A 12,937-nucleotide genomic window follows, 5' to 3' on the forward strand; every position below is an offset into this window, starting at 1 on the left:
AGCCGGGGTGCCTCCGATCCGATTGCTGCCGCTGATGCTCTGCCTGCTGCTGGCCTGGCCGGCGGCGGCCGAGATCAAGCTCGCGACCTGGAACATCGCCTGGGCGACGCTGCGCCCGACCGGCGATCCCGACCTGCCGCGCGAGTTCCGCGCTCGATCCCCCGGGGATTGGCGGCTGCTGCAGGGCTATGCGCGGCGGCTGGACGCCGATGTCGTCGCGATCCAGGAGATCGACGGGGAGCGCGCGGCCGCGCGCATCTTCGACGCAAACGCCTATGCCTTCCACCTGACCGACGAGGATGACGTCCAGCGCCCGGGCTTCGCCGTGCGGCGCGCGCTGCGCTTCACCGCGAACCCCGACCTGGCGGAGCTCGACATCCGCGCCGGCGCGCGGCGGAGCCTCCGACGCGGCGCCGACATCACGGTGGAGCTGCCGGGCGGCGCGCGGCTGCGGCTGCTGTCGGTGCACCTGAATGCGGGCTGCCGCGAGGATGCGCTGGATCGCGGTCCCCCGGAATGCCAGGGGCTGCGGCGCCAGGCCGAGATCATCGCGCGCTGGGCCGAGGCGCGGCGGCGCGAGGGCATGGCCTTCGCGATCCTCGGCGACTTCAACCGCCGCATGGCGCCGGGCGACGACTTCCTTCGCGTGGTCGAGGACGCCGCCCCGATCGCACGTCCGACCGCGGGCTTCTCCACACCCTGCTGGTCCGATGCGCGCGGCGGCCGGGCCTTCATCGACCACGTCCTGCTGGGCGGCGCGGCGCGGGAGTGGCTGGTGCCGGGCAGCCTCTCGGTGCTGGTCTATGCCGAGCGCGAACGGGCCTGGCGCGACCGGCTGTCGGACCACTGCCCGACCAGCGTGCGGCTGCGGATTCCGTGACGACGCCGTCCTTCGCACGCCTCACGCTCCCTCTTTCGGGCCAGAACTTCGTCAACCAGGCCTCGCGCACGCTCGTCGCGACGATCGGGCCGCTGCTCGCGATCGAGTTCGCGCTGTCGGCCAGCGGGCTCGGGCTGCTCGCCGCGATGTTCTTCGCGGCCTATGCGGCGGCGCAGCTGCCGGTCGGCGTGGCGGTTGATGTCTGGGGCGCGCGGCGCGTGCAGGCGACGCTCTCCCTCGTTGCCGCGGCGGGCTTCCTGCTCTGCGCCGCTGCGACGGGGCCGCTGATGCTGGCAGCGGGGCGCGTCGTTACGGGCGTCGGCGTCGCGGCGGGGCTGATCGCGATGCTGAAGGTGAACTCGCAGTGGTACCCCAGGGACCGCGTCGCCGGGGTGACGGGATGGGGCGTGTTCTGCGGGTCCTTCGGCTCGCTCGCCGCGACGATCCCCGCTGCCTTCCTGATCCCCGCGATCGGCTGGCGCGGCGTCTTCGTGCTGCTGGCGGCGCTGGCGGCCTGCGTCGCGCTGTGGATCTGGGTCTCGGTGCCGGATCGCGGGCCGGGGCCGCGCCCGGCGCCGCGCCGCCTGTCGCAGGAGGCGCTGGAGTTCGGGCGCATCTTCCGCCACCGCGCCTTCCTGAGGCTGGCGCCGGCGATCGCCCTGCTGTCCGCGATGAACTTCACCTACCAGGGGCTCTGGGCCGGGCCCTGGCTGCGCGACGTCGGCGGGCTGGACGAGCCGGGGCGCGCCACGACGCTGTTCTTCTACGCGCTCGGGCTGATGGCGGGCAGCGCGGGGTTCGGCCAGGCGTCGTCCATCCTGCAGCGGCGGGGCTGGCCGCCCATGGCGATGCCCGCCGTCGCGATCGCGGGGATGATGACGGTCCAGGCGCTGCTGATCCTCGATCCCTCGCATGGCGGGGCGACGCTCTGCGCGCTGTGGTTCGCCTTTGCGCTGTTCGGCTCGGCGGGGCCGACCGGCTATGCCGTGATCGGCCAGCGCTTCGGGCCGGAACTCGCGGGGCGTGTCGCGACCGCGATCAACGTCGCGATGCTGGCCATGGTCGTCCTGCTGCAGAACGCGATCGGCTGGATCCTGGATCTCTGGCCCCGCGCAGCGGCAGGCGGCTGGGCCAGCGCGGGCTACGGATGGGCGCTCGCGCTCACGCTGGCCTTGCAGGCGGGAACCGTCGCCTGGATGCTGCGCCCGGACCCGGAACGGCAGGTGAGGCGCTGATGGACAAGGCGACGGAGAAGCTGCTCGCGCGCTACCGCGTGGAGCACGGCAAGGGCTTCCGGCTGAAGGACCACAAGCCCGGGGACACCGGCGGGATCGAGCTCGAGAAGGACGGCGCGGCCGAGATGCTGGCCAAGGGCGTCCAGTACCTGGCTGACATGCAGGACAAGCTCTATGCCCAGGACCGCTGGTCGGTGCTGTGCCTGTTCCAGGCGATGGACGCGGCGGGCAAGGACAGCGCGATCAAGCACGTCTTCTCCGGCGTGAACCCGCAGGGCTGCCACGTCGCGAGCTTCAAGGCGCCGAACTCGACGGAGCTCGACCACGATTTCCTCTGGCGGCACCAGCAATGGCTGCCCCAGCGCGGCCAGATCGGTATCCACAACCGGTCCTGGTACGAGGAGGTGCTGGTGGTGCGCGTGCATCCCACCATCCTGGCGAAGCAGAAGCTGCCGCCCTCGCTGGTCACCAAGCGCATCTTCGACGAGCGGCTGGAGGACATCGCGGCCTATGAGCGCTACCTCGCGCGGCAGGGCGTGGTCGTCCTGAAGTTCTTCCTCCACGTCTCGCCGGAGGAGCAGCGCAAGCGCTTCCTCGCCCGCATCGAGGAGCCCGAGAAGAACTGGAAGTTCAGCGCCGCGGACGTGCAGGAACGCGAGCATTGGGACGAGTACCAGAAGGCCTACCAGGAGGCGATCCGCGCCACCGCCGCGCCGCATGCGCCGTGGTACGTGGTACCCGCCGACCGCAAGTGGTTCACGCGGCTCGTCGTCGCCGCGGCCATCGCGCGCGCGATGGAGGGGCTGAACCTGTCCTACCCCGAGCTCAGCGACGCCGACCGCCGCGGGCTGGTGGAGGCGAAGGAGAAGCTCCTGGCTTGAGCCTTTTCGGGCGCCTGCTGGCCTCCGGCCTGCCGATGCGGCTGGCCGGCCTGGCGACGCCGCGCGCGGGGCGCGAGTTGCGGGGGCTGCGCTATGCCGGGCATGGCCGGGCGAAGCTCGACCTTGTGCTGCCGAAGCGCGCGACGCCGGCGACGCCGCTGGTCGTCTTCTTCCACGGCGGGTCGTGGCAGGTGGGATCGCGCCGGCACTACGGCTTCCTCGCGCGGTCGCTGGCGCAGGAGGGAGTGGCGGTCGCGCTGCCGGACTACCGCCTCTGGCCGCAGGGGCGCTGGCCGGATTTCCTGCACGACGGCGCCGCCGCGATCGCCTGGCTGCGGGGCGAGGCCGCGCGCGATGCGGGCGTGCCGCAGGGGCCGCTTTTCGTCATGGGGCATTCGGCCGGCGGCTTCATCGCGGCGGCGGTCGCGCTCGATCCGCGCTGGCTGGCGGCGGCGGGGTGCGCGCGCGATGTGCTGGCGGGCGGCGTGCTGGTCTCGGCGCCGATCGCCTGGCAGCCGGATGACGAGCCGGTGCGCAGCATCTTCGCCGCGGCGCCGGGTGGCATGATCCAGGCGATGCCCGATCCCGCGATGCTGGCGGGCGCGCCGCCGCTGCTGCTGGTGCATGGGACCGCGGACACGGTGGTCGGGCCATTCCACAGCGAAAGGCTCGCCGCCGCGATGGCGCGCGCGGGGCGGGAGGTTCGGCTGGTGATGGTGCCGGGCGCGGGGCATATCGCGCCGATGCTGTCCTTTGCGGCGCCGGCGCGGCACTTCGGCCCTGGCGCGGGGGCTGCCTGGCACGCCGCGCTGGACTTCCTGCGTCGGGGGTGAAGCCCGCGCGCCTGGCGGACGCGCGGGCCCCCGTTCAGGCACTCTCCCAGCCATCGTCCGGGTCGGGCGGCGCCTCCGGCGCCACCCACCGGCCGCCGCCCGGGGCGCCGCGCCCGCCGTCGCGCGGCGGCTCCGGCTGCGGAGCCGGCCCGCGGCCCTTCGGCAGGCCGGCCCGACGCAGCACGATCACCGTCTCCGCCCGGAGGTCCGGCATCACCCGGATGTCCGCGCGGCTCGGCTGGAAGCCCGGCGCATGCACCGTCAGCAGGTAGCGACCGGCCTCGAGCGCGCCGTAGTCGAAGCGCCCATCGTCGCCGGTCTCCATGCCGAGGTCGGCATGAACGGGGCCGGAGGCGATGATAACCTGCGCCCCGGCCACCGGCCGGCCGGCCTCCTCGATGACACGGCCGAGCAGGCGCCCGCGGCCCGGCGACGGCCGCGGATCGTTCGCCGGCGGCCCGCGGCGCGACGGGTCAGGCCGCTGCGCGCCCGCCATGCCGCGACGCGTGTCGGCCACCGCGGCTCACTCCCCTTCCTGGCGCCAGGCCATGAGGTTGCCGAAGACGGGCCGGGTGATCCGCGTGGCGGAGTTGCCCGACACCGCGCCGTTGGTGTGGATGCCCACCACCGTCCGCGCGCTGCCCGAACGTACCCAGACCGGCGAGCCGGACTGCCCGCCGGCGGTGTCGATGTCGTAGGTGATCACGCGGTCCGAGACCTTCGTCGCCACGCGGCCATGGTACCACAAGGTCCCCGAGGGCTTGTCACCGGGATAGCCCGCAAGGTTGAGCTTGCGCCCCCGCAGCTCGGAATCGCCAAAGGCGGCAAAGCCGAAGCTGCTGGCGCGCTGGGTGTAGCTGCGCGGCAGGATGATCGCGCCATAGTCGTATTCCCGCCTGCGCCCGACAGCCCAGCCGCGCACCGTGCGGAAGCTGTTGGCGGTGACCGTCCCGTAGGGGGTCGCGGCGGCATCCCGGCCCTGCGTCACCGTGATCTCCTTCGCCCATCCGCCCTGGCTCGGCATGAAGACGCAGTGTCCGGCCGTGGCGATGGTGCGCTTGTTGATGAAGAAGCCGGTACCGAGGAAGAGCTGCCCGTTGGACGCGCGGATGCGCAGATGGGCGACGCGGTTCCAGGGTGTCGAGGTGGTGGGCGTGACGCGGCGGCGGTCGTCCACGCCGATCACGACCTCGGCGACCTGCGCGGCACGCTGGAGCGCATCGACGGGATCGGTCTCGTCCGCACCGCCCATCGCCTCCGCCTCGCTCACCTCGCGCCGTGCGAGGATCTGCTGGAGCAGCGGCTTGAGCGCCGGCGGCAGGCCCGGCGCGTTCAGCAGGAGCCGCGCGGCCTGGCTGAGTTGCGCCAGCGCCTGGGGCGGCTTGCCGGCCATGGGCGGCCGCGGCGCGCCGGGCGGGCGAGGTGCCGGCGCGCCCTTGTTGCCGAAGGCGCCGATCAGGGCCGGCACGGCCGAGGCGATGACCGGGGCGAGGGCGGCGAGGATCGGGAGGAATTCCTGCGCTTCCTCGGGATTGGACGCCGCCTCGGCGAAGAAGGCGTCCACCACGGCCTCGGCGGACTCGTTCTCCGTGCCGGGGAAGCGGCTTTCGGGGCTCCATTCGGTGTCGGTCTCGAACTCCGATTCCTCGCCGGCCTCCAGGGCGGCGGATTCGGAATCGAGGCCACCCTCGTTGCCTTGCGCGGGGGATCCGCCGGTCGTGCCGGCATTGCTCATGCGCTCATGGCCGACGCGGTCATCCGCTTCCGAGGCAGCGCTCTCGTCGCCGGTTTCGGAGGTGCCGAAATCGGCGGCCGCTTCAGGCGCCGTGGTGTCCGCGGCTTCCTGATCCGTTTCGAATTCAATACGTTCACGCGCATAGGTCGTGCTCATCCGCATTCTCCTCTGCACTCGCGAAAGCTGTGCTTCCGGCATCGGCACAACTTCGGCGGGCGGGACGCTACGCCTCGATTGTATACGGTTTCAACCGCGATCTTGCGAAGGAACGGCGAAAACCGGCGTTCGGAAATTCCCACACGCCATGCGGCTCCGCCCTTCCGTCGCTTCGCTCGCGGGAGCCGTCAGCCGGTCCCTATCGACCACTCGCGGCGGCGAGGCGCGTCATCGGTTGCCGGGCCCGGCAAGGCGGTGCCGGGAGCCTCCGCGGCACCGGCATGCGCGCCCGGTCAGCCCTGCCCCGTCCCGTCCACCGCATCCAGCACGTGCAGCGAATAGGTCAGCGCCGCGCCGGCATTCAGCGCGATGGCGACGCCGAGCGCCTCGGCGATCTCCTCCTTCGTGGCGCCCGCGGCCTTCGCCTTGCGCGTGTGGGCGTCGATGCAGCCTTCGCAGCGCGTGGTGATCGCGACCGCCAGCGCGATCAGCTCCCGCGTCTTCGCATCCAGATGCTTCGTGGTCGCCGCGCCGCGGGCCAGCGCGCCGTAGCCCTTCATCAGCTCGGGGTGCAGCGCGGAGAGCTCCTTGCCACGCGCACGCAGGCCGGCGTTGTAGTTGTCCCAGTCCTCGATCCGCGTGTCGGTCGTCATCCCGGTCCCCTTCATGAAGAAGGCGCGGCCCCCGCGGGAGCCGCGCCTTCCAGGTCTTCGCGGCAGGCGCCGCGGGGTTACTCCGCCGTCTCGGGCTCGCGTTCCGGTGCGTCGCCCTCGCCCTCCTCGGGCTTCGGCAGCGCCGGGGGCGGCGTCTCGATGTAGTCGAAGGTCAGCGCGCCGTCCTTCAGCCCGACCTTCACCGCGCCGCCCTTGGTGAGCTTGCCGAAGAGCAGTTCCTCCGCGAGCGGCTTCTTGATGTGCTCCTGGATGACGCGGGCCAGCGGGCGCGCGCCGTAGAGCGGGTCGTAGCCCTTCTCGGCAAGCCATTCGCGCGCTGCGCTGGACAGCTCGATCGTCACGTTGCGGTCGGCGAGCTGCGCCTCGAGTTGCATGACGAACTTGTCCACGACGCGCGCCACGATCTCCGGGCCGAGGCCGGCGAAGGAGATGACGGCGTCGAGCCGGTTGCGGAATTCCGGCGTGAACAGGCGCTGGATCGCCTCCTGGTCCTCGCCCACGCGCGTCTCCCGCCCGAAGCCGATGGTGGGCTTGGCGAGGTCCGCCGCGCCCGCATTGGTCGTCATGATCAGGATGACGTTGCGGAAATCGACGGTCTTGCCGTTGTGGTCCGTCAGCTTCCCGTGGTCCATCACCTGCAGCAGGATGTTGTAGAGATCCTGGTGCGCCTTCTCGATCTCATCGAGCAGCAGCACGCAATGCGGATGCTGGTCGATGCTGTCGGTCAGAAGGCCGCCCTGGTCGAAGCCGACATAGCCCGGCGGCGCGCCGATCAGTCGGCTGACGCTGTGCCGCTCCATGTATTCCGACATGTCGAAGCGGATCAGCTCGATGCCGAGCGTCTTGGAGAGCTGCTTCGCGACTTCGGTCTTGCCGACGCCGGTGGGCCCGGCGAAGAGGTAGTTGCCGATCGGCTTCTCGGGGTCGCGCAGGCCGGCGCGGGAGAGCTTGATCGCGGCGGACAGCGCCTCGATCGCCTTGTCCTGGCCGAAGACCATCGCCTTGAGGTCGCGCTCGAGGTTCTTGAGCGTCTCCTTGTCGTCGGCGCTGACCGACTTCGGTGGGATGCGCGCGATCTTCGCGACGATCTCCTCGACGTCCTTCAGCGTGACGGTCTTCCGGCGCTTGTTCTCCGGCAGAAGCATCCGCGACGCGCCGACCTCGTCGATCACGTCGATCGCCTTGTCCGGCAGCTTCCGGTCGTGGATGTACTTCGCGCTGAGCTCGACAGCGGCCTTGATGGCCTCCGGCGTGTAGCGGACCTTGTGGTGCTTCTCGTAGTTGGTCTTGAGGCCCTGCAGGATCTTCACCGCATCCTCGACCGTCGGCTCGTTGACGTCGATCTTCTGGAAGCGGCGGACCAGGGCACGGTCCTTCTCGAAGTAGTTGCGGTATTCCTTGTAGGTGGTGCTGCCGATGCAGCGCAGCGTGCCCTGGGCGAGCGCGGGCTTCAGCAGGTTCGACGCATCCATCGCGCCGCCCGAGGTCGCGCCGGCGCCGATCACGGTGTGGATCTCGTCGATGAAGAGCACGGAGCCCGGCTGGTTCTCCAGCTCGTTCACCACGGCCTTCAGCCGCTCCTCGAAGTCGCCGCGGTAGCGGGTGCCGGCGAGCAGGCTGCCCATGTCGAGGGCATAGATCGTGGATTTCAGCAGCACCTCGGGGACGTCGCCCTCGACGATGCGCTTGGCCAGGCCCTCGGCGATCGCGGTCTTGCCGACGCCGGGATCGCCGACATAGAGCGGGTTGTTCTTGGTGCGGCGGCAGAGGATCTGGATGGTCCGCTCGATCTCGCTGTCGCGGCCGATGAGCGGATCGATCTTGCCCTGCTGCGCCTTCTTGTTGAGGTTGACACAATAGTTGGACAGCGCGTCCTGGCCGCGGCCGCCGCGCTGGGGCTTCTCTTCCTTTTCCTGGCTCTCCTCCTGGCTGGAGGTCGGCGTGCCCTGCACGGGGCGCGTGGTGCTACGGCCCGGCGCCTTGGCGATGCCGTGGGAGATGAAGTTGACGGCGTCGAGCCTGGTCATGTCCTGGAGCTGCAGGAAATAGACGGCGTGGCTCTCGCGCTCGGAGAACAGGGCGACGAGGACGTTGGCGCCCGTCACCTCGTCGCGGCCGGAGGACTGGACATGGATCGCGGCGCGCTGGACGACGCGCTGGAAGCCCGCGGTGGGCTTGGCGTCGCCCGCGCGGTCGCTGACCAGGCCGGCCAGGTCCTTGTCGAGGAATTCGGAGAGATCGCGCTTCAGCTTCTCGGCATCCACGCCGCAGGCCCTGAGGACCGTGGCGGCGTCGGTGTCGTCGGCGAGGGCAAGGAGAAGATGCTCGAGCGTCGCGTATTCGTGCCGGCGCTCGTTGGCGAGGCCGAGGGCGCGGTGGAGCGTCTGCTCGAGATTGCGGGACAGCATGGGTAGACGCTCCCTAACGGATGGCCGGGGCGGTCAACGGACCGCCCCGACCGGGGTTGCCCTCATGTGGTCTCTCCCTCCCCCCTGCGACAGGGGGCCTGCCATCATTCGTGGCATTCGCCCCGTGCACGCCCAGACGGCGAGTCGCTGATATCCTAGCAAGTCGTGGACCGCGCGGGTTGAACCTTCCGCGCGTCACTCCTTCTCGATGGTGCACTGGAGCGGGTGCTGGTTCTGCCGCGCCAGGTCCATGACCTGGGTCACCTTATGCTCGGCGACCTCATAGGTGTAGACTCCGCAGACCCCGACGCCCCGGCGGTGCACATGCAGCATGATGCGGGTGGCTTCCTCGCGGGTCTTCGCGAAGAAGCGCTCCAGCACGTGAACGACGAACTCCATGGGCGTGTAGTCGTCGTTCAGCATCAGGACCTTGTACATGGACGGCTTGCGGGTCTTCGGCCTCGCCTTGACCACGACGCCGGTGTTGGGGTTCTCGCCCCCGCCGCCCGTCCCGTTACGCTTGTCGGTGTCGCTCATGCCCGCCTGGCTGCGCCCCGCTGGTCGCCCTTGCCCGGTTGTCGGCCGCTGGCGGCCGGGCCGGAAGATGATCGCCCCCCGAGGGGCCATGACGCAGGATATCGGAGCGCCGGGCCCCGAGTGAAGGCCTTGACGCGATCTTCCACACGGAAGGTGACCGCGAGCTTTCCCGTGGACCTGCCGGAAAAACAGAAGGCCCGGCCAGCCACCCCGTCAAGGAGCGGCCGGCCGGGCCCTGTTCGGCATCCCCGGGCAGAGCCGGGGTGAGGCGTCAGGCCGCGAGCGGCTTGGCGAACTTCTCGACCGCGAGGGTGTAGCGCGCAGTGATCGGGGCGGAGACCGTCTCGGCGAGCTTGAAGGTCGCCTCCTGCAGCTTCGCCGCCTCGCTCATCGAGCGCTCCAGCGAGGCCTTGGCGAAGGCGGCCTGGATGTCGGCGGCCTCCTTGAGGGACTTCACGGCGGCGAGCGCCTTGGCGCTCTCCAGCGCGTGGTCGGTCAGGGCCTGCGTCACCGCGAAGACCTGCTTGCCGATGTCCTGGAAGCCGACGGCGAAGAGCTGCGCCGACTTCGTCACCGCCTCGACATTGCCGCGGCCGAACTCCGCGGCCTCTTCCGCCGCCTTCATGAAGGTCTCGGTCTGCTTCGTCACCTGTTCCATGCCACTCTCCATTGCCTTGCGCGCCGTCTGGGCGCCGTCTTCCATGAACTTCTGCGCCGGCGCTGCCGCCTGCGCCGCCGTCGAGGCGACCAGGGCGATCGCCTTCTTGCTTTCCGTCGGCTTCGAGGCCATCGCTCTGCTCCATTCGACTGGCGGCGGGCCGGTCTGGCCCGCCGGGAGCCTGGCTACCCGGCTCCTGGGTCTTTGCTGCGGTGCAGCACAGCGACCTTCTAACCCTGTGGCCCGATCGGATGCAAGCAGATTTTTTTGCAGTGCAGCAAAGTGGAGAATAATCCATGTCTGCGCAAATTGTACGCAGCAAGGCCAGGTTGCGAGCGGTCGGGTGGTTCAGGGCACGGGACAGGCACCGCCCGTAAGCCCCTGCGGAGACATTCTGTTCCCCATACGGACACTGGACAGAAGACCCTGCGATTCAATAGGTTGTCTTGCCGGTCGCAGCACGGGGGGTGCGGCGACGGGGGGAAGACATTTCGATGGCTCTGGGACCGCGCCTCATGCAGGCGCTCCGGCCGGGCGCGCTGATTCGGCTCGCGCTGGCCTGTGCCGCGTTGGCCAGCCTCGCTGCGCCCGCCAGGGCCCAGATCGGCAGCGACCGCTACAGCGCCATGGTGGTGGACCAGCGCAGCGGGGCCATCCTGGTTTCCGCCAACGCCGACGAGCAGCGTCACCCGGCCTCGCTCACCAAGATGATGACCCTCTACATGCTGTTCGAGGCGATCCGGGAAGGCCGCGTGTCCCTCGACAGCCGCATCACCTTCTCCGAGGAAGCGGCGTCGCGCCCGCCGTCCAAGCTCGGCATCGCGCCCGGGAACTCCATCACCGTCGAGCAGGCGATCCTGGCGCTGGTCACGCGCTCGGCCAACGACGTCGCGGCCGCGGTGGGCGAGCGGCTCGGCGGGTCGGAGGCACGCTTCGGCCAGATGATGACCATGCGCGCCCGCTCTATCGGGATGAGCCGCACCACCTTCCGCAACGCCTCCGGCCTGCCCGACCCTGACCAGGTGACCACGGCGCGCGACATGACGACGCTCGGCCGCCGGCTCTTCGCGGACTTCCCGGACCGCTGGCACTACTTCTCCGTCGCCACCGCGCAGTTCGGCGGCATGCGCATCCGCAACCACAACCGGATGCTCGAGACGTATGAAGGCGTGGACGGCATCAAGACCGGCTACATCCGCGACAGCGGCTTCAACATCGTGACCTCCGCCAGCCGCGGCGGGCAGCGCCTGATCGGCGCCGTCTTCGGCGGGATGAGCTGGGTCGAGCGCGACGCCCACATGGCAAGCCTGCTGGACCAGGGCTTCTCCCAGCTCGGCGTCAACGTCGCGCGCAACAACCCGGGCGTCCTGCGCACCGCGCAGGCCGGCACGCTGAACACCGCCGCCCGCGCCCAGGCCGCCGCCGCCCCGGCGCCGGCTACGCGCAGCGCCTCGTCGAGCCGGACGACCAGCGTGCCGACGACGCGGAGCGCCGCCGCCGTGCAGCCGCCCCGCACCCCGCAGGCAGCGCCACGCACCGCGGCCACCCGCCAGGCCAGCCAGCCGGCGCCGGCGCGAAGCACCTCGCCGACGCTGCGCACGGCGTCGTTGCGGTAGGACCGCGCAGGTTGCCCCTCGGGAGGGACGCTGTCCCTCCCGAACCCTCCCTGCCAGGGGCCCGCGGGCCCCTGGACCGCGATCAGTTCAACGACGAAGCGGGAGGGGGCCAAAGCCCCCTCCCGCTTCGTCGGTCAATTCATGGGTTCAAAGGGCCCACTGGCCCTTTGCGGGTGGGGTACGGGGAGGGCAGCGCCCTCCCCGGGCCATCAGCCCCGCCCTACGCCATGCCGCCCCGGGCCGCGATCGGCCAGACGCATTCGACGCGGCCGGCGCGGGTGCCGACGTACCAGTCGTAGCGGTCCACGGTGGGGTCGCAGTGGCCGGGAACCAGGCGGACCTTCTCTTCCAACCGGGGCAGCGCTTCGCCCTTCACCGTGCCGTGTTCGTCGGCGGCGGAGGTGTAGCTGACGCCGGGGTAGCCGTGCACCAGCGGGAAGCCGCTGTCGGTCGGCATCGCCTTGTGCCCGGCGTCGAGCACGACGGTGCCGGGCCGCGGCGCGGACATCACCTGGCTGAGGACGAAGAGAGCCTGGCGGAAGGGCGGCGGGTCTTGGTTGCGCGCGTAGTCCGCGTCCATGAAGGCGTAGGAGCCGGCCTGGATCTCGGTCCAGACGCCGGAGGCGGCCTCGAGGGCGAAGGTGCCGGTGCCGGCGCCGCCGACGATGGCGCAATCGAGGCCGCGCTGCCGGCACTGCTCGACGGTCCGACGGGTGCCCTCGGCGGCGAAGGCGATGGCGGCCTGGCGCTCCTCCGGCGTGCGGCGGTGCTGGGCGCTGCCGTGATAGGCCTGCAGGCCGCCGAAGATCAGGTGCGGGCTGGCGGCGATGCGCTCGGCCAGCGCGACGGCCTGCGGGCCGGGCTCCACGCCGCAGCGGCCGGCGCCGACGTCGATCTCGACGAGGACGGTCATGCGCAGGCCGGCGGCCTCGGCGGCCTGTTCGATCAGCGCGATGCCGCGCTCGTCGTCGGCGCAGACCGCGACCCTGGCGATGGCGGAGAGCGCGGCCAGGCGGGCGAGCTTGCGCGGCGCGATCACCTCGTTGCTGACGAGGATGTCGGGCACACCGCCCCAGGCCAGCGCCTCGGCTTCCGCGACCTTCTGCACGCACTGGCCGATCGCGCCTCGCTTCATCTGCTGGAGCGCGACGATCGACGACTTGTGGGTCTTGGCGTGGGCGCGGAGCTTCGTGCGGGTGGGCGCGAGGAGGCCCGCCATGAGATCGAGGTTGTGCTCGAAGGCGTCGAGGTCGAGGAGCAGCGCGGGGGTGTCCACCTCCTCCTCTCGCATGCCGGGTTCGGCGGGCGGGCGTTGCAGCATTGG

Annotated in this window: 12 protein-coding genes; 5 read left to right on the forward strand and 7 right to left on the reverse strand. The window is 71.0% G+C overall.

The window, feature by feature from the left end; all coding sequences use genetic code 11:
* The first annotated feature begins 7 nt into the window (after window positions 1–7).
* From ACLF3M_RS05695 to ACLF3M_RS05710, 4 genes are read left to right on the forward strand one after another with little or no spacing between them, the layout of a single operon-like run.
* Window positions 8–880 (forward strand): endonuclease/exonuclease/phosphatase family protein, encoded by an 873-nt coding sequence (locus ACLF3M_RS05695; protein WP_430655896.1) that lies wholly within the window; start codon window positions 8–10, stop codon window positions 878–880.
* A complete protein-coding gene (locus tag ACLF3M_RS05700; protein WP_430655897.1) occupies window positions 877–2,115 on the forward strand; it encodes an MFS transporter in 1,239 nt (412 codons plus the stop codon). Before ACLF3M_RS05695 ends, ACLF3M_RS05700 begins: the two co-directional genes overlap by 4 nt.
* Window positions 2,115–2,996: a polyphosphate kinase 2 family protein gene (locus tag ACLF3M_RS05705; protein WP_430655898.1), complete on the forward strand. Its 882-nt coding sequence runs from the start codon at window positions 2,115–2,117 to the stop codon at window positions 2,994–2,996. Before ACLF3M_RS05700 ends, ACLF3M_RS05705 begins: the two co-directional genes overlap by 1 nt.
* Entirely contained in the window at window positions 2,993–3,829 is an 837-nt protein-coding gene (locus ACLF3M_RS05710) for an alpha/beta hydrolase (RefSeq protein ID WP_430655899.1), read from the forward strand. Before ACLF3M_RS05705 ends, ACLF3M_RS05710 begins: the two co-directional genes overlap by 4 nt.
* A 34-nt stretch (window positions 3,830–3,863) precedes the next feature.
* On the opposite strand, the gene ACLF3M_RS05715 is transcribed toward ACLF3M_RS05710, so the two are convergent.
* The 6 genes from ACLF3M_RS05715 to ACLF3M_RS05740 all read right to left on the reverse strand — a co-directional run bounded on the left by ACLF3M_RS05715 (window position 3,864) and on the right by ACLF3M_RS05740 (window position 10,129).
* Window positions 3,864–4,346, reverse strand: a complete 483-nt coding sequence (locus ACLF3M_RS05715) for a carboxypeptidase-like regulatory domain-containing protein (protein WP_430655900.1) — start codon at window positions 4,344–4,346, stop codon at window positions 3,864–3,866.
* Between the two features lie 6 nt (window positions 4,347–4,352).
* Window positions 4,353–5,720 carry a trypsin-like serine peptidase gene (locus tag ACLF3M_RS05720; protein WP_430655901.1) on the reverse strand — a complete coding sequence of 456 codons (1,368 nt, stop codon included), beginning with the start codon at window positions 5,718–5,720 and terminating at the stop codon, window positions 4,353–4,355.
* Window positions 5,721–6,013: 293 nt separating this feature from the next.
* Window positions 6,014–6,355 (reverse strand): carboxymuconolactone decarboxylase family protein, encoded by a 342-nt coding sequence (locus ACLF3M_RS05725; protein ID WP_430656146.1) that lies wholly within the window; start codon window positions 6,353–6,355, stop codon window positions 6,014–6,016.
* 95 nt (window positions 6,356–6,450) lie between these two features.
* Window positions 6,451–8,802 (reverse strand): ATP-dependent Clp protease ATP-binding subunit ClpA, encoded by a 2,352-nt coding sequence (gene clpA / locus ACLF3M_RS05730; RefSeq protein WP_430655902.1) that lies wholly within the window; start codon window positions 8,800–8,802, stop codon window positions 6,451–6,453.
* A 195-nt stretch (window positions 8,803–8,997) separates the two neighbouring features.
* A complete protein-coding gene (clpS, locus tag ACLF3M_RS05735) occupies window positions 8,998–9,339 on the reverse strand; it encodes an ATP-dependent Clp protease adapter ClpS (RefSeq protein ID WP_430655903.1) in 342 nt (113 codons plus the stop codon).
* 271 nt (window positions 9,340–9,610) lie between these two features.
* Complete coding sequence (locus tag ACLF3M_RS05740) at window positions 9,611–10,129, reverse strand: phasin family protein (protein ID WP_430655904.1); 519 nt, start codon at window positions 10,127–10,129, stop codon at window positions 9,611–9,613.
* 362 nt (window positions 10,130–10,491) lie between these two features.
* Here ACLF3M_RS05740 and ACLF3M_RS05745 point away from each other — a divergent pair, with 362 nt between their 5' ends.
* Window positions 10,492–11,613 carry a D-alanyl-D-alanine carboxypeptidase family protein gene (locus ACLF3M_RS05745; RefSeq protein ID WP_430655905.1) on the forward strand — a complete coding sequence of 374 codons (1,122 nt, stop codon included), beginning with the start codon at window positions 10,492–10,494 and terminating at the stop codon, window positions 11,611–11,613.
* A gap of 220 nt (window positions 11,614–11,833) precedes the next feature.
* Here ACLF3M_RS05745 and ACLF3M_RS05750 read toward each other — a convergent pair whose 3' ends face one another.
* Entirely contained in the window at window positions 11,834–12,934 is a 1,101-nt protein-coding gene (locus ACLF3M_RS05750) for a DSD1 family PLP-dependent enzyme (RefSeq protein ID WP_430655906.1), read from the reverse strand.
* Between the last annotated feature and the right edge of the window lie 3 nt (window positions 12,935–12,937).

This window comes from Falsiroseomonas sp. HW251 (assembly GCF_050563545.1).
Taxonomy (GTDB): domain Bacteria; phylum Pseudomonadota; class Alphaproteobacteria; order Acetobacterales; family Acetobacteraceae; genus Falsiroseomonas.

Bases quoted from the DNA above. Each gene is read 5' to 3' on its own strand.
- ACLF3M_RS05740 (WP_430655904.1), bottom strand. From the start codon at position 10,129: ATGGCCTCGAAGCCGACGGAAAGCAAGAAGGCGATCGCCCTGGTCGCC.
- ACLF3M_RS05720 (WP_430655901.1), bottom strand. From the start codon at position 5,720: ATGAGCACGACCTATGCGCGTGAACGTATTGAATTCGAAACGGATCAG.
- ACLF3M_RS05745 (WP_430655905.1), top strand. From the start codon at position 10,492: ATGGCTCTGGGACCGCGCCTCATGCAGGCGCTCCGGCCGGGCGCGCTG.
- clpS (WP_430655903.1), bottom strand. From the start codon at position 9,339: ATGAGCGACACCGACAAGCGTAACGGGACGGGCGGCGGGGGCGAGAAC.
- ACLF3M_RS05750 (WP_430655906.1), bottom strand. From the start codon at position 12,934: ATGCTGCAACGCCCGCCCGCCGAACCCGGCATGCGAGAGGAGGAGGTG.
- clpA (WP_430655902.1), bottom strand. From the start codon at position 8,802: ATGCTGTCCCGCAATCTCGAGCAGACGCTCCACCGCGCCCTCGGCCTC.
- ACLF3M_RS05705 (WP_430655898.1), top strand. From the start codon at position 2,115: ATGGACAAGGCGACGGAGAAGCTGCTCGCGCGCTACCGCGTGGAGCAC.